The organism is Martinezella tropici (assembly GCF_008370325.1).
In the GTDB taxonomy this organism is placed as follows: domain Bacteria; phylum Pseudomonadota; class Alphaproteobacteria; order Rhizobiales; family Rhizobiaceae; genus Rhizobium; species Rhizobium tropici_B.
On the sequence record NZ_VNIP01000010.1, the window covers coordinates 40,567 to 59,159 of the forward strand.

The following is an 18,593-nucleotide window of genomic DNA, read 5'->3' on the forward strand; positions in this document are numbered from 1 at the left end:
CAACCGCCGATTGCTAAAGCCGGCAGGCTTCGCGATATTTTACCGGATTGTCCGATATCCGTTACGAAAGCGTCATGGATCGATGTGTAGATGGCGGCATTGCCTTGAATGCCGCCATTTCATCATCCGGATTGACGATTTCGCCATGTTGAAGCCATTTCTGACGACCGCCGCCGTTCTCCTCTTCAGCCATGCCGCCCATGCGCTCGATATCGGGACGACGATCGACGTGCCCTGCCCCTTCGGCGACTGCAAGGCCGGCATCGGTCTTTCCTATCTTGGCAATTACGATATTCCGACGGGCTTCATGGAAAACGGCGTGGAAGTCGGCGGCCTATCGGGCATCGACTTCGATCCCGCTACCGGCCGCTATTTCGCAATTAGCGACGACCGCTCCGAAAAGGCGCCTGCCCGCTTCTACGACCTCGATATCGATGTCGACGCCAGCGTCCTGAAGAGCGTCACGGTGATCGATCATGTCACGCTGAAGGACAAGGATGGCCAGCCTTTTGCTCTCAAGAAGGTCGATGGCGAATCCATCCGCCTGGGAAAGGACGGCATTTATTGGAGCAGCGAAGGCGATGGCAAGGCGCTGCTGCCTCCCTTCGTGCGCGTCGCCAATCGCGACGGCAGCTTCGTCCGCGAGTTCTCATTGCCGGATGGTTTTGCCCCGACGGCCGACAAGCATACGGGGATCCGCGACAATCTCGCGTTTGAAGGCCTGACCTTCCTTTCAGGCGGCGACCTTCTCGTTAACACCGAATCTGCCCTTTACCAGGATGGGCCGGTCACGACGCTGACCAACGGCGCGCTCGCACGCATCGTTCGGTATGACGCCGCGGCGGGCGTGCAGAAGGCGCAATATGTCTATCCGGTCTCGCCGATTCCGCAGGCACCCTCGCCGGCAAGTGGCTGGAACGACTTCGGCCTGTCCGAGATCCTGGCGCTCGACGATCGTCATCTGCTTTCGGTCGAGCGCGGCTATGCGCAGGGCGTCGGCAATTCGGTCGTCATCAACATGTTCGATCTCGACGGCGCCACTGATGTCGCGAATATCCCGTCGCTCATGACAACCGATCAGCGGATCGTGCCGGTGCGTAAGACGGAGATCATGGATTTGCGCGCGCTCGGTCTTGCTCCCGACAATATCGAAGGCGTTACCCTCGGCAAATCGAGAGACGGTAGCGACGTGCTGATCTTCGTAGCCGACAACAATTTCAATTCGACGCAAAAGACGCAGTTTTTCGCGTTCAAGGTGATCCACCGCCCCTCGTAATACCTGCCTCCGGCCACGCGCCAATCGCTTTCCAGTCGTGCTAATGTCATGGCCGCATTATAAAGAGGCTTTCCGGCTGTTGCTCTTGAAACAGCCAAGATCATACCCCATAACCGGGTGATCTAGTAAAAAGGGGCGAAATAAGTCCGGTGGGTGTATTTGAACGTCATAAGCCGAAGGAGCATCGGTGGCTGGGGCCGAGCGCGCATGCGCGCATGCCGTTGATACCATCCATTTCCGCTGCACGCTGGCTGCTGATCCTGATCGCAGTCGCCGGCATTTATTTCTTCTATGGCTTCCTCGTGCCAGTCCTGGCCGCGGGTGTCATCGGCTTCGCCACATGGCCGCTTTATAGCGATGTCGTGCGCCGGACGGGCGGAAACACGACGCTTGCGGCCACCGTCGCGCTTGCGTTCATCGTGACTTTTCTCGTTCTGCCGATTGTCCTCTCCGCCATTTATATGGCCGGCGAGGTACGTGAATGGTTCGGCTGGGCTGTGCATGTCAACCGCGACGGCGCGCCGCCGCCGCAATGGATTCTGGCCCTGCCTGTCGTAGGCTCGTGGCTCGGCGAGCAATGGACGCAATATGTCGGCAGTCCCGGCTCGCTCGGCGAACTGGCGCAACTCGTAAGCGGCGCGCATATCGGCAATATCTACCGCGCAGTGCTCGCAGCCGGCGGCGGGGCATTCCATGTCGTCCTGACTCTGCTGTTCATGCTGATTGCGCTGTTCTTCATCTATCGCGACGGTTCGACGTTCGTTCGGCAGGTCGATCTGCTTGGCGAGCGCATCCTGCCCAACCGCTGGGAACGGATTTCCCGCGTTGTTCCCGCGACCATCAGCTCGACCGTTATGGGTATGACGCTGATTGCCATTGGTGAAGGTATCGTTCTCGGCGTCGCCTATTGGATCGCCGGCGCTCCGTCCGCCATCACGCTTGGCGTTCTCACCGGCGTCATGGCCCTGGTGCCGGGCGGCGCTCCGCTGTCGATGTCGCTCGTTTCTATCTATCTCATCGCCAGCGGCTCGCTTTGGGCGGGTGTTGGGTTGTTTGTTTGGGGTACGGTGGAGCTTTTCATCGTCGACAAGACGCTTCGCCCGAAGCTCGTCGGCGGTCCGATCAAGCTGCCCTTCCTGCCGACATTCTTTGGCCTGGTCGGTGGCGTGAAGACCATGGGCTTCCTCGGTCTCTTCATCGGCCCGGTCTTGATGGCAATCATCGTCGCCATCTGGCGCGAATGGATTCGCGAGGCGGAGTTGACCGAAGAGCAGCATGCGCAGGAGCCGGAGCTGCAACTGCGCGGCCCGGCGGCTTCGAACACTGATCGCGTCCCTAGGTCCGAGCCAGCCTCTTCTCCATGAACAGGCTGAGCGGATCGGGCTGGTAGTCGCCAAAGGCAGCGATTTCGACATAACCGAACCGCCGATAAAGGCTGATTGCCTCCGGCTGGTATATGCCGGTTTCCAGCCGGATCGCTGAAAGGTTCTTTTCCAGAGCCGTCGCTTCGAGCGCTTCCATCAGCTTGCGCGCGATGCTGAGTCCGCGGGCTGCGGGATCGACGAACATGCGCTTGATCTCCGCCGTGCCGTCGCCGGCCTCCACCAGGGCGCAACATCCGACGATGGCTTCCTCCAGCCTTGCGACCCAGAAGGTCACGTCCGGTTTCTCCAGCGAAGCCAGATCAAGGATGTGATTGCTCTCAGGCGGATAAAGCGATTCCGCATAGGCGCTCGACATATCGAGAAGGCGGATGACACCTTCCTGGCGCGGGGATTCGATGGCGATCGTCAGCGGCAAGTTGAACCTCGGAAAAATGAACCGCGCGCTGGATATCACGCAGCGGCGAGCGTCGCCAGAGCCGCGAAGCTGCGCGCGGCCTGTCGTCGTTCGGCATTCGCCAGCTTCTCCACCATGTCGAGCAGCTGCGTTGCGGCAGCCGGAGGCTGCTCGGCAAGGCGGAATTTACGCATCAGCTGCGAAGAGACGTTCTCCAGCATGGCAGTGCCATTCTTGCGGGACGCTTCGCGCCAGATCAGTGTCGCTTCGACGAAGATCGTGCTGATGTCCCGGGTCAATCGGGCGCTTTCGTAAAGCGCCCGGATGGCATGGGCGCGGCCTCTGGAGATGATGGAGCGCACGCGCCGCTCATCGCAGCCGGAAAGATTGGTGATCGCACAGGCGAAGAAATCGACCTTGCCGGAGCACAGCGCATGCATCAGGAAGGCGGGCGTCAGCCAGCCGCATTGCCTGAGATGCTCGACGAGATCGGGCAATTGCTCGTGTTGTGCCGTTCCCGCAATGGCGACAGTCGCAGATTCGCTCGCTTCGCGCGTCACCTGCTGCAGCCTGCTGCTGCCGATGAAGCTCTGAACGAGCGTCGATTCGGATAGCGCCTCACTGACCCGTCGCATCAGCAGGTGCCTGACATCCGAAGGCAGGGCGTCACGGGAAAGAAGAAGGCCGCGTATATCGGCGCAATCGCCCATGCGCTCGGCGATACGCTTAAGCGAGGCCTGCGAAAGCAACGCGCCGTCATTTTCGAGCAGACACAGAATTTCCGCCTCGCCGCCGATCTCGGCAAGCGCTGCGCAGACAGCACGCGGCACCTGGCCGCGGGAGGCAATCAGGACTCGCGTCACGTCGCTGCCATGCAGTGACAGATCGACAAGATCGGCATCGGTGAACACTGGCGAAAGCAGAATGATCTGTCCCGCTATTTCCGGCTGGTCCCCAGCCAGAGACAGAATGACATTGCGCGGAGCGCCGGCCGAGCGGGCAACCGCTTCGGCAAGCGCAAGCCGCACGCGCGGAGACGGATCATCGAGCAGATAGGTCATCGCCATTTCCGCGGCGTCACGCTCTTCTCTGGGCATCTCCGACTGCAGATAGGCTCTGCCGAGCGCATTGGCCGCCCTAGCCCTGCTTTCTGCCTTGGCGGTCTCAGCCCAGCGAAGGAATGCTTCTATGATCACTTAATGCCCCGATATCGGCGAGGCGATTCCCGCCCCGCAAACTCATATCACTCACGCTATCGAGGAAAGGTTTACGGGACGTTTACCGTACCTGTTAACCTTTTGCATATCAGTGCGATGGCTCCGTTCAGGGAGTCCTTGGCCGCATCATCTCGAAGACGTCGCTGCCCTCGCTATAATCCATATAGCCCATGCGGGCGACGGGCCGCGTTAGCGCCATGTCCAGCCTGCCGTCACGGATGATCGTCTCGTCGATGTGGATGCCCACGACCTGACCGATGACCATGATGTTTTCCGACGTCTCGCCATCGAGGCCCTTGGGCTGCAGCACCTCGGTGACGCGACATTCAAGGACCGCGAAGGCTTCGCCCACATAGGGAGCGTCAACCAGTTGGCCAGGCTTGGCCGTCAACCCGGCCAGCTCGAATTCATTGGTGCCGTAGGGAACGGCAATCGACGAATGGTTCATCTTTTCCACGATATGGCGGCTGACGAGATTGGCGGTGAAAACGCCGGTTTCCTCGACATTGCGCACGCTGTCCTTTCGACCGGCGGAGGAAAACATCACCAGCTTCGGCCGGTCGCTCACCGCGTTGAAAAAGGAATAGGGGGATAGGTTCAGCGAACCATCCCTGCCCTTGCTGCCGATCCAGCCGATCGGCCTTGGCGCGACGATGGCCTTGAAAGGATCATGCGCCAAGCCGTGACGATTGCTGTCCGTGGTATAGAACATCACGCGTCCTCGCCGCCGACCCAGCTCACAGTCTCCGACAGTTCCGGGCGCGGGCGCTCGACGGGAGGGAAGCTGGAGGAACCGATATGGATGAAGCCGGCCACCTTCTCGCCCGGTTCAACGCCGAGCAGCGGATAGGCGCGCTCATCATAGGCGAACCACTCGGTCAACCAATTGGAGACCCAGCCATGAGCATTCGCGGAAATCAGCAGGTTCAGGCAAAGCGCGCCCGCCGACATCAGTTGTTCCCATTCCGGAATCTTGAAATGCGGCGCCGCCTTGCTGACGACGGCGATGACGACCGGAGCGCGGGTGAAGCGCGTACGCTCGACCTGGATCATCTCCTCTGAAAGGTCCGGCTTGGCTTCCAGCGCGAGCTTCAGCAATTCCTCGCCGATACGCGCCCGCTCCTCGCCGCGGTAAACAATGAAGCGCCAGGGGGCAAGCTTGCCATGATCCGGCACGCGCGAGGCCAGCCGGATGATCTCCTCGATCTCAGCCTTGCCCGGCCCCGGCTCCGACATTTGAAACGCGGGAATGGATCGGCGCACGGCGAGATAATCGACCAGCTTGATATCGGTTTTCATTGAGGAACTGCCTTCATTTTGGCTTGTGGTCAGAGGTAGGTCTTGAATTTGCCACTGCATTGGTTTTGAAGTGGCTTGTGTTTTATCGGAAGTCAATCGGTTGGGTATCCATGTCAGGCATTTCATCCGCTCGCCGATTGAGTGCTGTCATCGCAATCTTCGCAAGCGTGAGCACGGTCGCCTCGGCGCAGGAAGCCTTCAAGGAATTCAAACAGCTGGACGGCAGCGTAAAGATGCCGAAGCTCAACGCCTTCGTGGCGCCCGATGGAGAGAATTCAGCCTCCCGCACCTTGCATGACGTTTCGCTCGAAGCGAGGATGACGCCACAGAGCAGCCCGCAGCAGCAAGGCCTCTCCTGGTATGTTTTCAGCCCTGTTGCCGGTGCCGACGGCAAGCTGCCACTTGTCGCCAGCTCCCGAGGAGGCTCGGCTTCCTTCCACCTGCTGCCCGGCGACTACTTCGTCAATGTCTCTTTCGGCCGTGCCGGTGTCACCAAGAGATTGAGCGTGGCGGCAACGGGCGAAACGCAGAAGCAGACGATGGTGCTCGACGCCGGCGGCATGGTCTTGAATGCCGTATCCGGATCCGACGTCCGTATCCCGCCGAATGAGCTGAGCTTCGCGATCTATTCCAGCGAAGCCAAGGAAGACGGGGAACGCGGCCTTGTCATGGACGATGTGAAGCCGAATACGTTGGTCGGCCTCAGCGCCGGCACCTATCACGTCGTTTCCGAATATGGCGAGGTCAACGCCGTCATCCGCGCCGACATTCAGGTGGAGGCCGGCAAGGTGACGCAGGCGACCATCCAGCACAGGGCGGCAAAGATCACGCTCAAGCTGGTGTCGGATGCCGGCGGCGAAGCAATCGCCGATACCGCCTGGTCGGTCCTGACATCGGCGGGCGATATCGTCGGCGAAAGCGTCAGCGCCTTCCCGACCATGGTGCTGGCCGAGGGCCGCTATACCGCCGTCGCCCGCAACAAGGACAAGATCTATCAGCGCGACTTCACCGTCGCCGCGGGCATGAATACGGATGTGGAAGTGCTGATGAAGCAGCAGCAGCCGCAGGATGTCGATACCGAGCAGCCAGCCCGCCAGCTTCCGATCCAGATGCCACCGATGCGTCAGAGCCAGACACCATCGGCAACGACCAGTCAGCAGCCATTGCCGACCTATGAACAATTGGCGCCTGCCGCTGGCGGCGATAGCGGCGATAGCATGGATTGATGGCGGCATGCTTTCGCCCGCTGGCTGAAAACACCGGAGCGATCACCGTTTGGTGACAGGCAGCTTCGCGCCATTGCCTACCCGGCCTTGCGACGCAGCATCTTTCTTGGCGGCGCCATCGAGAACACAGCCCCATAGAGCTTCGACAACAGATCCTTGCGGTCGCTGCCTTCGCTGAGTGCTTCCCAGCTTCTGAGAGCACCGACGTGAGCTGTGATGGTGCTGCCGGAAAGGCGCCGAAATTCGCGGATCAGCAGCGAAATGCGCAAGGTCATCGAAATGCGGCTCGCCAGATGGAATAGCCTTCCGTTCTGCCCTTCGAAATAGACGGGGAGGACGCTCGCACGCGCGGCCTGGATGAGCTTGGCGGGGAATATCTTCCATGGAAGATCCTCGGCGCGACCGAAACCCTTCCTGGCTGTTGCAACGCCGCCGGCGGGAAAAACGATGATGGTCGTGCCTTCCTTCAGCAGGCGAACCGCCTCATGCCGGGTCTTCATGTTGATCGCCATCGCTTCCTTGGTTTCCTCGAAGGAGACCGGCAGCGAATAGTCGAGCATCTCAGGCACTTTCAACAATTCATTGTTGATGAGAACCTTGAAGGGGCGTCCCAATTGCTCGGCAAGCGCCAACACCGCGATCCCGTCGCCGATACCATAGGGATGGTTGGCGACGATGACGATCGGTGCCTCGGGAATCCGGCTCGGCGGCCATTCGCCCTTGATGAGCAGCCGCACGTCGATGAGATCGAGCATCTTGCCGAAGACGCGCTCGCTCTTGCCGACGATATCGGTGCGCCAGATATCGTAAAGGCGGGTGTAACGGTCCCGGCCGGACAGGCCCTCGATGGAGCGGATGAACCAGCGCTTGAGACGCGGATCCCGTTCATTGGCGTAGGATAGTTCTTTGAATTCCAAGTGCGCGACGGGGGCTGCCCGCTCCTATCGTTCCGTTGCGTCACATGTTGCAGCCACAGCAACGCCTTGATTCATCAAGTATATGAATGCTGTATGACAGTTGTCTGACGGCGTCCTGAAACGCCGTCAGATATCGGTAGCCCGTCAGGCAGCCTTGGCGCGGCGTGCCGCCCGCTTGCGCAGGATATCCGGTGCTGTCGCCTCCAGAGCAAGCGAAGCGATGGCTTCGTCAAGCGACATGGAGGTCTGAGCCTGGCTGCCGAGGCGGCGGATATTGACCGAACGCTCTTCGGCTTCCTTCTTGCCGCATACGATAATGACAGGCACCTTCGTGACCGAATGCTCTCGGATCTTGTAGTTGATCTTCTCGTTGCGGAAGTCGGTCTCGACCGTGAGACCGGCATCGCGCAGCGCTTCCGCCACCTCTTCGCCATAGGCATCGGCTTCGGAGGTGATGGTTGCCACCACCACCTGCAGCGGCGAGACCCAGAGCGGCATGTGGCCGGCAAAGTTCTCGATCAGGATTCCGAGGAAACGCTCCATCGAGCCGCAGATGGCACGATGGATCATGACCGGCTGTGTCTTTTCGGAGTGCTGGTCGATGTAGAAGGCACCGAAGCGTTCCGGCAGATTGAAATCGACCTGCGTCGTGCCGCACTGCCATTCACGGCCGATGGCGTCCTTGAGCGTATATTCGAACTTCGGACCGTAGAACGCGCCCTCGCCCGGCAGGATGCCGGTCTTGATGCGTCCTTCGGACTGCGCTTCGATGGTCTTCAGCACGTCCATCATCACGCTTTCGGCGCGATCCCAGAGCTCATCCGAGCCGACGCGCTTGTCGGGGCGGGTCGAGAGCTTGACCACGATCTCCTTGAAGCCGAAGTCCTCATAGACCGACAGGATGAGATCGTTGATCTTCAGGCACTCGGCCGCCATCTGCTCGTCGGTGCAGAAGATGTGAGCATCATCCTGCGTGAAGCCGCGCACGCGCATCAGCCCATGCAGCGCGCCCGAGGGCTCGTAGCGATGCACGGCACCGAATTCCGCAAGCCGGATCGGCAGTTCGCGGTAAGACTTCAAGCCATGCTTGAAGATCTGGATATGACCCGGGCAATTCATCGGCTTCAAAGCGAAGACGCGATCGTCATCGGTATCGTCGCCGGCGACGGTGACCTTGAACATGTTGTCGCGATACCAGCCCCAGTGACCCGAGGTCTCCCAGAGCGACTTGTCGAGCACCTGCGGCGCGTTGACTTCCTGATAGTCGCCCTGCAGCCGCCGGCGCATGTAGGACACCAGCGTCTGGAAAATGCGCCAGCCCTTGCCGTGCCAGAAGACGACACCGGGGCCTTCTTCCTGGAAATGGAACAGATCCATTTCGCGGCCGAGACGGCGATGATCGCGCTTCTCTGCTTCGGCAAGGATGTGCAGATAGTTGTCGAGATCCGCCTGTTCGGCGAAGGCCGTGCCGTAGATGCGGGTCAGCATCGGATTGTTGCTGTCGCCGCGCCAATAGGCGCCGGCCACCTTCATCAGCTTGAAGGCCGTGCCGATCTGGCCGGTCGAGGCCATGTGCGGGCCGCGGCAGAGATCGAACCAGTCGCCCTGGTAATAGATCTTCAGATCCTGGCCTTCGGGAATGGCATCGACCAGCTCGACCTTGTAATTCTCGCCCTTGGCGGCAAAGACTTCTTTCGCCTTCTCGCGCGACCAGATTTCCTTGGTGAACGGCTTGTTGCGCTGAATGATCTCGCGCATCCGCTTCTCGATGACGGGAAGGTCATCGGGCGTGAAGGGCTCGTTCTTGGCGAAGTCGTAATAGAAGCCGTTTTCGATGACCGGACCGATCGTTACCTGCGTTCCCGGCCAAAGTTCCTGCACGGCTTCGGCGAGAACATGGGCGGTGTCATGGCGGATCAATTCCAGCGCGCGGTCGTCCGTGCGGGTGATGATCTCGATCTTGCCGTCGGCCACCGGATCGGAAAGATCACGCACTGTGCCGTCGATGGCAATGGCGACGGCCTTCTTGGCAAGCGACTTGGAAATGGATTCGGCGACATCGCGACCGGTCGTGCCGGCAGCGAAGCTGCGCACGGAACCGTCGGGAAATGTCAGGGAAACGGATTGGGACATCTATATTCTCCTTGTCCAGTCCCGCCAACGAATGCGGGTGGTTTCGTAAATGCGGACTAAGTAAATGCTTACTTATGTCCGCGCGCCTGATAGCCGTATTTCGTGATCTAGTAAAGAAAAAGCGGCGTTAGTGGCGGATCATCTCGGCCAAACCGCGCACCGTGTTCCAATTCCGCATCGTTCCGACGCCAAGCCTCTTCGTCGTCAGGGCCGGCAGCATTTTCGTCTCGCTGGCCTTGAGGCCGAAGTCGATCCAGAGATCGCCGTCGACAACAGCCATGCGCTCGCTGCGGCGGTATTTCTCCAGCGCATCCAGGACTTCGTGCTCGAGCGGCTGTCGCATAACCCGAACGATGACCTCACTGCCGATCCCGTCGACGAAAGGATTGCCCTCGGCAAGCTTCAGCCACGTATCCGCATCGCGCACGATGATGTCGACATGTTTGCCGAAAGCAGCAGCAAAGCCGGCTTCGAGCCGTGCCTCGATCGAAGTGATCGGCTGGTTCTCGCATTCGAAAATCAGGTTGCCGGTTGCCACCAGCGTGCGGGCGTTGCGAAAGCCGAGCCCCTCCGCCATCGCCTTGAGATCGCTCATGACCACCCGGCGGCCTGGCCCAAGAACGATGCTGTGCAGCAGCGCGACGTAAACCGCCATGCAGTCAGGCAGCCTTTTGCCCGAGGCGGAAATAACGCCAGGGTGTCCACCAATGATAGCGGTGCTCCAGCTCGTGGGGTACTGGATCAAGCCCACTCGTGCCTCCCGGCCCGCAGCGCGCCACTCGAAATAATGTCATCCAGCTGCCTGCCCAAAGCCCATGGCGCGCAACCGCCTCATAGCCATATTCCGAGCAGGTCGGGATGTGGCGGCAGGAATTGCCGATAAAGCCGGAAAGCGTCAGTTGATAGAGGCGAATGAAGCCCATGCCGAAGAGCCGGTCCGGTGTTTTACGGAAAGGCCCGGAATAGTTGCGCGACTTGGCGACTTTATCTCCAGCCGGTGACGCGTCGCGCCGCATCCGCTTGGAGGGAGCAGCGCCGCCCTCATCTTCATCATCGTCCTGCATGAGACAGAATTGACACATCGCCCGGTGCCTCGATTAGACGGCTTCGGCCGTTTTGGCGTTTTCGCCTTGACGCGCCGCCTCGATCTGCCCGATCGCATCCACGACGGCATCGAAGGTCAGCATGGTCGAGGCGTGCCGGGCCTTATAATCCCGAACGGGCTTGAGGTAGCGCATATCCTCGAACCGCCCGCTCGGTCCCTCGCCGTCGGCCTTGAGCATAGCAAGCATATCTTCGCGGGCCTTTCGCACTTCGTCGGCCGAAGCGCCGACGACATGGCGGGCCATGACCGAGGACGATGCCTGACCAAGCGCGCAGGCCTTGACGTCATGGGCAAAATCGGTCACGACATCGCCGTCCATTTTCAGCCAGATTTTTACGCGAGAACCGCACAGTCTGGAATGGGCCTGGGCACTGGCATCGGCGTCAGAAAGACTGCCAATACGGCCGATATTGCCGGCAAACTCCAGGATTTTGCTGTTGTAGATATCGTCCATCACAGATTTCGCTCCGATGCACCTGTTAGAACATGATGCCGAAAAGTGTAGGCGGTTTTCGGGCGACATCATGCTCTATTTATTCGATTCTAGAGTGGATTCAGATTTTAAGTCGAGCAGACCTAAAATCATCCGGCTCTAGTGTTTCGTAACAAAAAACACAGCGTGTCCGTTTAGGACACTTTCACAGGGACAATGCCATACTATATGTATGTCGTTCGAAGACCATCGAAATGCAATGGTCTTCTGTAAGTTTGATGGGAAACCGTGCAGGACGGCAGGCTTGTCCGCCAGCCAGAACGCCCCGGAGCCCGCCAAAGGTACGTAAGCCCCCTTATGTGGGAAATGCCAGTGGCGAGTCCGACAAAATGATATCCGCGTAGCGGGTCAGGAGATCCACAGGTAATGGACGCCATTGTAAAGAACTTTCCGCAAGTCGTTGATTCCGAACGTCCGACGCAGAAGGAAGCCGAGGACGCAGTCCGCGTTCTGCTCCGCTGGGCCGGCGACGATCCGCAGCGCGAAGGCCTGCTTGATACGCCAGCGCGCGTCGCCAAGGCTTATCGCGAGCTCTTCGGCGGCTACGACATGAGCCCTGAGGACGAACTCGGCCGCACCTTTGAAGAGGTGTCGGGCTATGATGACATTGTCCTTGAACGTGACATTCCGTTTTTCTCGCATTGCGAACACCACATGGTGCCGATCATCGGTAAGGCGCATGTCGCCTATCTGCCGAATGGCCGCGTGCTTGGCCTCTCCAAGATCGCCCGCGTCGTCGATATTTTCGCCCGCCGCCTGCAGACGCAGGAAGCAATGACGGCCCAGATCGCCAATGCGATCGATGAGACGCTGCGCCCACGCGGCGTTGCCGTCATGATCGATGCCGAGCATATGTGCATGGCCATGCGCGGCGTGAAGAAGCAGGGCTCCACGACGCTGACGATGACCTTCACCGGTGCTTTCAAGGCCGATCCGGCCGAGCAGGCCCGTTTCATGTCCTTGGTCCGGGGCCGCTGACCGGGCTTCAACGAAAGAGCCGGAGATGAATCTAATTTTCAATGCTCCTTCCGAAGACAAATCCGAGTTGGAGGATGCAGGCGATTTCACGCCTCGTTTCGACGATCGCGGCCTGATCACCGCGATCGTGACCGATGCGCACGACGGCGAACTCCTCATGGTCGCCCATATGAATGCCGAGGCGCTCGCCCTGACGATCAAGACGGGCACGGCGCATTATTTCAGCCGCTCGCGCGGAAAAATCTGGAAAAAGGGCGAAACCTCCGGAAACCTTCAGACAGTGAAGCAAATCCGAACGGATTGCGATCAGGACGCCATCTGGCTGAAAGTGGAGGTCGCCGGACATGACGCAACGTGCCATACTGGGCGTCGTTCCTGCTTCTATCGAACGGTTGAGCTTGAAGATGGCAAGCCCGTGTTGAACGTGGTCGACGATCATCTGCATTTCGATCCGGAAGAAGTCTACAAACAGTAGATCCAAAGGCGAAACGATCGGGCAACCACCACCGATATACGATTTGGAAACGAAAAAGGGACAGTATTTTAGCGGAGGCACCTGGGGCCTCGGAGGAGGCGTCAAATGCTGAATTGGGGGTTGAATCGCCATAACGGCGGACAGAACTTGACCGATTCAAGCCTCTCGCAGGATATCTCCAATCCGCTTCTTCCTCCCGCGCCACCCAAGAAAGTCAAGATCGCCCTGGCGCTCGGCGGCGGTGCTGCGCGCGGCTGGGCCCATATCGGCGTTCTGCGCGCGCTCGACGAGGCAGGTATTCAAGTTGGCATGATCGCCGGCACCTCGATCGGCGCCCTGGTGGGCGGCTGCTATCTTGCCGGCAAGCTCGACGAGCTCGAAGCCTTTGCCCGCTCTTTGACGATGCGCCGCATCGCCAGCCTTCTCGATCTAACCATCGGCGGCAGTGGCCTGTTCGGCGGCATGCGGCTGACCAAGCGCATGCAGGAGCATTTGGAAGGCTTCTCCATCGAGGATTTGGACCGTCCCTTTGTCGCCGTCGCCTCGGAATTGAATACCGGCCATGAAGTCTGGATTGCCAATGGCTCCTTGATCACGGCACTCAGGGCTTCCTATGCCCTTCCCGGCATTTTCGAGCCGGTGCGAACCAATGGCCGTACGCTGGTCGACGGCGCCCTCGTCAATCCCGTACCGGTTTCGGTATGCCGCTCGTACGAACAGCCGCTCGTGGCGGCGGTCAATCTAAACTATGACCTCTTCGGTCGCTCGGCGGTGGTCAAACACAATGTCGGCCCGTTGAGCGGCGAGCTGGTGCGGCGGGAAGACACGCCACCCATGAAACTTGGCATGACTGGCGTCATGGTCCAGGCTTTCAATATCATCCAGGATAGAATAGCCCGCGCCCGTCTGGCCGGCGATCCGCCGGATCTTGCGCTGCATCCACGCCTCAGCGATATCGGCCTGTCGGAATTCCATCGCGCCGGCGAGGCTATCGAACGCGGCTATGAGGAAGCCCTGACAAGATTGCCGGAAATCCGCCGCATGCAGGAAGCATACGCGCGCTAAGGTGTAAATCAAAGTTGGTAGATCAATTTGAACCTCTCCGCCGAGAACGGGAGAGGCTCTGCCGACGCCGGCCCTTCGCTTTGAGCTCAGGGCATTCGTCGCTGCAATCGACCCGCCGGGTCGATTGCTTCGGTGGCGCCGAACCGCTTTTCACCCTCAGCCGGCGATATAGGCTTTGATCTGCTCGGCTTCGAGTTCGATCTCGCGGATGCGCCATTTGACGACGTCGCCGATCGAGATGATGCCGGAAAGCTTGCCTTTTTCCTCGACGGGAACGTGACGGAAGCGGCGCATGGTCATCAGTTCCATCAACTCGTCGGTCGTGGTGTCTTCCTTGCAGCGATGCACTTTCGCGGTCATCATCGAGGCGATCGGCTTTTCAAGGCATTCATGGCCATGCTTGGCAACGGCGTTGACGACATCCCGCTCGGTGAAGATGCCGGAAATCTTGCCACCCGGCCCGACGACCACGATGGCGCCGATGCGATTCTCATTGAGAATCTTCGCGGCCTCGGCAACGGTCGTGTTGCCGCCGGTCGTAACGACGTCGCGACCCTTGGCCTCCAGTATGGCCTTTACGGAAACTGACATTCGATCCTCCCATCTCGAAAGCATGATGAACACTTGAAGGTCCGATATGTTCCGAAATTACCCCCGGAGCTCAAACCGGCGCCCTGCCCGTCGGTCGGGTCGATCTCCTCATTTCGCGACCGACGGATAGCAATGGTGCGCCTGTGTCAGTGAGAAAGCAACAGCTCATTCATCGCGTGGTAAAGCTTCCTGGGCCTCCTCGCGCGACTGCCGGTCGAACAGCGCAAAAAGCAGAAATCCGAACAGGAAACCGCCAATATGGGCATCCCATGCCACCGGCTGCGAGCTGTCGCCGGCAAGTGTGATCCCGAAGGCGACGAGCGCGTTACCGGCAATCCACATGACGATATAGGCGACGACGGTACGGCTTCGAAGCGAGCGGAGAACGGTGAGGCGCGGATTGAGATGCGCCTCCCGCATGGAGGTCCGTCGACCGTCCATGGCCGGAAAAGCAAAGCGGCAGGCCGCCCCCATGAGCGCCGAGACGACTCCGGACGCCCCTATCAGAAGCGTTTGGTCGCCCCAGTAGAGTGCGGCATGCATGAAGGCGGACGCCGCAGACGAGAGAATCCAAAAAATGACGTAACGCGAGGTCCCTATGCGCCGCGCCACGGGTGCTGCAAAAACCATCAGCCACAGACTATTGAAGACGATGTGCTCGACCCCGCCATGCAGCAGCGAATAGGTGACCGGTGTCCAAAGCCATTCCAGGCCCTGCTGCGACAGGGGAAAGGCGTAGCGGGCCGGGATGAAGCTGAAGGTGAAATAAATCCAGTTCAGCGTATCGTCCGACCACCACGGCAGGTTCATGATCGCGAAAACGATGATCAGGACGGCCAGGCTTGCCAGAATGACGGGAGGCAGATTGAAAGCCGGAGCGCGTTGCCGCGGCCGCGGATCTTCCGGCTCTTGGCGCGGCAGCTGTTCATCATCCATGTCTTGCTCGGCTTTCTATGAAGGTCATCGACACATAGCGCAGCGAAAATCAAAAAAAAAGCCGCCCAACAAAGCCGGGCGGCGTATCGGGCACTCCTTCCGGAATTGACCTTGAGGCCGATCCGGGACCCGTGAAGTTCGTGCTGAAGGTCACTTCGTGAAGTGATGAACAATTCCTTTCATTTGCCATCGCGAAAGGCAATCGAAACCATTCGTTAACCCTAACGGCCCGGCTTTGGCATGGAATTCGCAACGCTGGAACTGGAGGCAATGAATGCCTGGGCAATTGAATTGAAATGGGACACGGAAGCGAGATGCGCCAGAAAACGAGCATCGACATATTTACTTATTGGGAACAGATACGCGGTAGCGCGGATGCCCCCTTGCGCAATTTGATACAGCCGTCGGCGGTCAGCCATATTCTCCCGGAACTGTTCATCCTCGAAAATACCGCGGACGACAATCCGCGTTTCCGGCTGGCCGGTACGGCAATCTGCAATCTCATGGGGCGCGAGATTCGCGGCGAAGACTTCGCGGCTCTCTGGGCCAGCAGCCAGCAGGACGATCCAGTGCGTATCGCCGCCGGCGTGATGAGGCATGTCATTCCAGCATCCATCCACGCCACCGGCTATTGCATCAGCGGCCGCAGCATGACCTTCGAAATGATATTGATGCCTGTACGGTCATCCAACGACATTTGCGACAGGTTGCTGGGATGCCTGACGCCCACTGTGCATTCAACGTGGCTCGGCAATGAGCGTCTGGAATTTCTGGCGCTTGACCGCAGCCGGCTGCTCTATGAGCGCGAGGCCCGGCTCGTGGCCTCTCCTCCCCATCCAGATCCGACGGATCTTCTGCCGCTTCAGGCAGGCGCCAGCCTTGGTGAATGGATGCGTCGAAAGCTCAATCAAGCAAAGAATAGCCGCGATCGTGCCAGAACTGATCCGGCATGGGACAGAATCGGCCGTCGCACTTGAGTTATGCCTCGGGAAAGACAACCTTACTTTAAGGAGTCGCGGCTAATAGTTGAGAGAGACGCAATAGGATTCAAGGCGCTTCCATGCACTCGTTCCAACCGGCCCAAGCGACGCGGCCCAACCAGTTGGCAGGCAACGCCGTCCGCGGTGATCAACGGACCTTCCAGCGGGTTCCGATCAACATGCAGGGCCGCCTGATGCTGGCCAATTACGAGGAATTCGAGTGCCTGGTGACGGAAATGTCGCCGGGCGATCTCTATGTCACCTGCGCGGGACGTCCGCGCTCTGACGAGCGGGTCATCGCCTATATCGACCATCTTGGCCGCGTCGAGGGCAATGTCGTGGCGGTTGACGGCCGTGGTTTCAGCATGTCGATCAACGCGACCGAGCGGAAGCGCGAGAAGCTCGCCGCTCAGCTGACCTGGCTTGCCAACAAGCATGAGCTTGGCCTGCCGGAAGACCGTCGTCACGACCGCCTGACGCCGCGTGATGCGCGCAGCGCACTTACCCTCGATGACGGCAGGCAATATGTCTGCCGCATCATGGACCTCTCGCTTTCGGGTGCAGCCGTCGACGTCGAAATTCGCCCGGCGATCGGGACACCGGTTCGTCTCGGCAACATGCGTGGCCGCGTGGTGCGTCACTTCATAGAGGGCGTGGCGATCGAGTTCCTCTCCTTGCAGTCGCGCGAAACCTTGCGCGAATTTCTCTGATACTGTCATCTTCTTGTCACGCCGCGTCGCGAAACAGCGACGCCTGTCCTTTCCTCGATTGCGTGGCGGCAAGATGCTCTACCCGGACACAGCTCCCTTCGATGAAGGCCTGCTTGACGTTGGCGACGGCCAGCGGATTTATTGGATGCTATCGGGCAATCCAGAAGGTATTCCCGTTCTCATCCTGCACGGCGGCCCGGGATCCGGCAGTTCCGCCGGAACGCGACGCTATTTCGACCCGCAACACTACCGGATCATTCAGTTCGACCAACGCGGCTGCGGCGGCAGTCTCCCGCATGCATCGGAACCAGCGCTCGATCTCACGGCCAATACCACATGGCATTCCATTGCCGATATCGAGCAGTTGCGGTTGAAGCTCGGTGTCGAACGCTGGATCGTATTCGGCAATTCCTGGGGCTGCACGCTGGCGCTGATCTATGCCGAAACCCATCCGCATCGCGTGGAAGCTTTGCTGCTCGTTGGAATAACGATGACGAGGCAGTCCGAAATAGATTGGCTTTATCGCGGGCTTGGCCGTTTCTTTCCGCAGGAATGGGCGCGCTTTCGGGCCGCAGCGCTACAACAGGATCGCGATGGCGATCTGGTGGCCGCCTACTATAACCTTCTATGCGATCCGGATCCCGCAATCCATGTGAAAGCTGCCAGGGATTGGCACGAATAGGAAGCTGCCTCAATCCTGGTCGATCCGCGTGCGACCCTGTCGCCGCGCTGGTCCGATCCACGCTACCTGACGGCGCGGGCACGGATCATCACTCACTATTTTTACCACCTGGCCTGGCTCGAGGAGCGGCAGATCCTGCGCGACATCCGTCGGCTTGCCGGCATCCCTTGCACGATGATTCATGGACGACTGGATCTGGAGGCACCTCTCGTCACTGCCTGGGAATTGTCGCAGGCCTGGCCGGAAGCGAACCTGGTGATCGTCGCGAATGCTGCCCACTCGCCCGCAGTCGCCGAAATGGCCACCGCGATCATTCGCGCAACCGACGGCCTTCGCAGCGATATCAAGCGATAAAAATCAAAAATATTTTGAGCCGGCTTTCTCAAAATGGGACATGTCCGACCATAAACGGCGGTTTTTACCGCCGCGACAGAGCGTCTGCGCGATTGCCATGTTTCATTGTGGCACGCTTTCCGTCGAAAGTGCCCCTGCCACGTTAAGAAATCCGTTTCGAGAAGTCCTTTCAGCGCAGCACGATGCAGGATTCCGCCCTCCCGCACCCAATACCGAAATCATTCAAATTTTAATCGAATTTTCCGCGAACTTGAATCAAGTTTTCTGCGTGTTTTATGAAAGTTTGATCCAGATTTGAATAAACTAAGTCCTTAATTTGACTGCGCAATTTTGCGCGGGATAAAAACATGCGTGTCATTCTGATCCCAATAAAAACA

General features: G+C 59.3%; 20 protein-coding genes and 1 pseudogene. 10 read left to right on the top strand and 11 right to left on the bottom strand.

Annotation, left to right across the window (positions count from 1 at the left end; translation table 11 throughout):
- Positions 1 to 145 precede the first annotated feature (145 nt).
- A complete protein-coding gene (locus FP026_RS19035) occupies positions 146 to 1,276 on the top strand; it encodes an esterase-like activity of phytase family protein (RefSeq protein WP_149636192.1) in 1,131 nt (376 codons plus the stop codon).
- Positions 1,277 to 1,425: 149 nt separating this feature from the next.
- Positions 1,426 to 2,640, top strand: a complete 1,215-nt coding sequence (locus FP026_RS19040; RefSeq protein WP_149636193.1) for an AI-2E family transporter — start codon at positions 1,426 to 1,428, stop codon at positions 2,638 to 2,640.
- On the opposite strand, the gene FP026_RS19045 is transcribed toward FP026_RS19040, so the two are convergent.
- The 4 genes from FP026_RS19045 to FP026_RS19060 form a co-directional block, all read right to left on the bottom strand.
- Positions 2,612 to 3,076: a GNAT family N-acetyltransferase gene (locus FP026_RS19045; RefSeq protein ID WP_188112629.1), complete on the bottom strand. Its 465-nt coding sequence runs from the start codon at positions 3,074 to 3,076 to the stop codon at positions 2,612 to 2,614. The two genes, FP026_RS19040 and FP026_RS19045, sit on opposite strands and share 29 nt — an antisense overlap.
- A gap of 35 nt (positions 3,077 to 3,111) precedes the next feature.
- Positions 3,112 to 4,251: a DUF2336 domain-containing protein gene (locus FP026_RS19050; RefSeq protein WP_149636194.1), complete on the bottom strand. Its 1,140-nt coding sequence runs from the start codon at positions 4,249 to 4,251 to the stop codon at positions 3,112 to 3,114.
- Positions 4,252 to 4,378: 127 nt separating this feature from the next.
- The gene (locus FP026_RS19055) at positions 4,379 to 4,984 is read right to left on the bottom strand and encodes a flavin reductase family protein (protein WP_149636195.1); all 606 of its coding nucleotides are present in this window, start codon (positions 4,982 to 4,984) and stop codon (positions 4,379 to 4,381) included.
- Entirely contained in the window at positions 4,984 to 5,571 is a 588-nt protein-coding gene (locus tag FP026_RS19060) for a nitroreductase family protein (protein ID WP_112343105.1), read from the bottom strand. Before FP026_RS19060 ends, FP026_RS19055 begins: the two co-directional genes overlap by 1 nt.
- Positions 5,572 to 5,681: 110 nt before the next feature.
- Between FP026_RS19060 and FP026_RS19065 the strand changes: the two genes are divergently transcribed.
- Positions 5,682 to 6,797: a hypothetical protein gene (locus tag FP026_RS19065; protein ID WP_188112630.1), complete on the top strand. Its 1,116-nt coding sequence runs from the start codon at positions 5,682 to 5,684 to the stop codon at positions 6,795 to 6,797.
- 77 nt (positions 6,798 to 6,874) lie between these two features.
- Here FP026_RS19065 and FP026_RS19070 read toward each other — a convergent pair whose 3' ends face one another.
- The 5 genes from FP026_RS19070 to FP026_RS19090 all read right to left on the bottom strand — a co-directional run bounded on the left by FP026_RS19070 (position 6,875) and on the right by FP026_RS19090 (position 11,409).
- Positions 6,875 to 7,714, bottom strand: coding sequence for a lysophospholipid acyltransferase family protein (locus FP026_RS19070; protein ID WP_149636196.1), 840 nt, complete (start codon positions 7,712 to 7,714; stop codon positions 6,875 to 6,877).
- A gap of 144 nt (positions 7,715 to 7,858) precedes the next feature.
- A complete protein-coding gene (gene thrS, locus FP026_RS19075; RefSeq protein WP_149636197.1) occupies positions 7,859 to 9,847 on the bottom strand; it encodes a threonine--tRNA ligase in 1,989 nt (662 codons plus the stop codon).
- 127 nt (positions 9,848 to 9,974) lie between these two features.
- Positions 9,975 to 10,502, bottom strand: coding sequence for a DUF1697 domain-containing protein (locus FP026_RS19080; protein WP_149636198.1), 528 nt, complete (start codon positions 10,500 to 10,502; stop codon positions 9,975 to 9,977).
- 4 nt (positions 10,503 to 10,506) lie between these two features.
- Complete coding sequence (gene yidD / locus FP026_RS19085) at positions 10,507 to 10,929, bottom strand: membrane protein insertion efficiency factor YidD (RefSeq protein WP_149636199.1); 423 nt, start codon at positions 10,927 to 10,929, stop codon at positions 10,507 to 10,509.
- A gap of 15 nt (positions 10,930 to 10,944) precedes the next feature.
- On the bottom strand, positions 10,945 to 11,409 hold the full coding sequence (locus FP026_RS19090; protein ID WP_149636200.1) for an iron-sulfur cluster assembly scaffold protein: 465 nt from the start codon (positions 11,407 to 11,409) through the stop codon (positions 10,945 to 10,947).
- A gap of 402 nt (positions 11,410 to 11,811) precedes the next feature.
- Here FP026_RS19090 and folE point away from each other — a divergent pair, with 402 nt between their 5' ends.
- From folE to FP026_RS19105, 3 genes are all read left to right on the top strand, one after another.
- Positions 11,812 to 12,423 carry a GTP cyclohydrolase I FolE gene (gene folE / locus FP026_RS19095; RefSeq protein WP_149636201.1) on the top strand — a complete coding sequence of 204 codons (612 nt, stop codon included), beginning with the start codon at positions 11,812 to 11,814 and terminating at the stop codon, positions 12,421 to 12,423.
- Between the two features lie 25 nt (positions 12,424 to 12,448).
- A complete protein-coding gene (gene hisI, locus FP026_RS19100) occupies positions 12,449 to 12,898 on the top strand; it encodes a phosphoribosyl-AMP cyclohydrolase (RefSeq protein ID WP_149636202.1) in 450 nt (149 codons plus the stop codon).
- Positions 12,899 to 13,003: 105 nt separating this feature from the next.
- Positions 13,004 to 13,963, top strand: coding sequence for a patatin-like phospholipase family protein (locus tag FP026_RS19105; protein ID WP_149636203.1), 960 nt, complete (start codon positions 13,004 to 13,006; stop codon positions 13,961 to 13,963).
- Positions 13,964 to 14,119: 156 nt separating this feature from the next.
- On the opposite strand, the gene FP026_RS19110 is transcribed toward FP026_RS19105, so the two are convergent.
- Together FP026_RS19110 and FP026_RS19115 are read right to left on the bottom strand one after the other, a co-directional pair.
- A complete protein-coding gene (locus FP026_RS19110) occupies positions 14,120 to 14,554 on the bottom strand; it encodes a CBS domain-containing protein (RefSeq protein ID WP_112343114.1) in 435 nt (144 codons plus the stop codon).
- A 165-nt stretch (positions 14,555 to 14,719) separates the two neighbouring features.
- Entirely contained in the window at positions 14,720 to 15,490 is a 771-nt protein-coding gene (locus tag FP026_RS19115) for a rhomboid family intramembrane serine protease (protein ID WP_149636204.1), read from the bottom strand.
- Positions 15,491 to 15,804: 314 nt separating this feature from the next.
- Here FP026_RS19115 and FP026_RS19120 point away from each other — a divergent pair, with 314 nt between their 5' ends.
- The 4 genes and pseudogenes from FP026_RS19120 (at position 15,805) to FP026_RS19135 (ending at position 18,514) form a co-directional block, all read left to right on the top strand.
- The gene (locus FP026_RS19120; RefSeq protein ID WP_246665389.1) at positions 15,805 to 16,467 is read left to right on the top strand and encodes a PAS domain-containing protein; all 663 of its coding nucleotides are present in this window, start codon (positions 15,805 to 15,807) and stop codon (positions 16,465 to 16,467) included.
- A gap of 83 nt (positions 16,468 to 16,550) precedes the next feature.
- Positions 16,551 to 17,180 carry a PilZ domain-containing protein gene (locus FP026_RS19125; RefSeq protein WP_149636206.1) on the top strand — a complete coding sequence of 210 codons (630 nt, stop codon included), beginning with the start codon at positions 16,551 to 16,553 and terminating at the stop codon, positions 17,178 to 17,180.
- A gap of 73 nt (positions 17,181 to 17,253) precedes the next feature.
- Positions 17,254 to 18,216: pseudogene (pip, locus tag FP026_RS19130) on the top strand (prolyl aminopeptidase).
- On the top strand, positions 18,131 to 18,514 hold the full coding sequence (locus FP026_RS19135) for a hypothetical protein (protein ID WP_188112645.1): 384 nt from the start codon (positions 18,131 to 18,133) through the stop codon (positions 18,512 to 18,514). The pseudogene pip and the gene FP026_RS19135 overlap by 86 nt, the downstream one beginning before the upstream one ends.
- Positions 18,515 to 18,593: the final 79 nt, after the last annotated feature.

Coding starts and splice junctions, on each gene's coding strand:
- FP026_RS19035 (WP_149636192.1), top strand. CDS start 146: ATGTTGAAGCCATTTCTGACGACCGCCGCCGTTCTCCTCTTCAGCCAT.
- FP026_RS19055 (WP_149636195.1), bottom strand. CDS start 4,984: ATGTTCTATACCACGGACAGCAATCGTCACGGCTTGGCGCATGATCCT.
- FP026_RS19060 (WP_112343105.1), bottom strand. CDS start 5,571: ATGAAAACCGATATCAAGCTGGTCGATTATCTCGCCGTGCGCCGATCC.
- FP026_RS19065 (WP_188112630.1), top strand. CDS start 5,682: ATGTCAGGCATTTCATCCGCTCGCCGATTGAGTGCTGTCATCGCAATC.
- thrS (WP_149636197.1), bottom strand. CDS start 9,847: ATGTCCCAATCCGTTTCCCTGACATTTCCCGACGGTTCCGTGCGCAGC.
- FP026_RS19080 (WP_149636198.1), bottom strand. CDS start 10,502: ATGGCGGTTTACGTCGCGCTGCTGCACAGCATCGTTCTTGGGCCAGGC.
- yidD (WP_149636199.1), bottom strand. CDS start 10,929: ATGTGTCAATTCTGTCTCATGCAGGACGATGATGAAGATGAGGGCGGC.
- folE (WP_149636201.1), top strand. CDS start 11,812: ATGGACGCCATTGTAAAGAACTTTCCGCAAGTCGTTGATTCCGAACGT.
- hisI (WP_149636202.1), top strand. CDS start 12,449: ATGAATCTAATTTTCAATGCTCCTTCCGAAGACAAATCCGAGTTGGAG.
- FP026_RS19105 (WP_149636203.1), top strand. CDS start 13,004: ATGCTGAATTGGGGGTTGAATCGCCATAACGGCGGACAGAACTTGACC.
- FP026_RS19110 (WP_112343114.1), bottom strand. CDS start 14,554: ATGTCAGTTTCCGTAAAGGCCATACTGGAGGCCAAGGGTCGCGACGTC.
- FP026_RS19115 (WP_149636204.1), bottom strand. CDS start 15,490: ATGGATGATGAACAGCTGCCGCGCCAAGAGCCGGAAGATCCGCGGCCG.
- FP026_RS19120 (WP_246665389.1), top strand. CDS start 15,805: ATGCGCCAGAAAACGAGCATCGACATATTTACTTATTGGGAACAGATA.
- FP026_RS19125 (WP_149636206.1), top strand. CDS start 16,551: ATGCACTCGTTCCAACCGGCCCAAGCGACGCGGCCCAACCAGTTGGCA.
- FP026_RS19135 (WP_188112645.1), top strand. CDS start 18,131: ATGCTGCCCACTCGCCCGCAGTCGCCGAAATGGCCACCGCGATCATTC.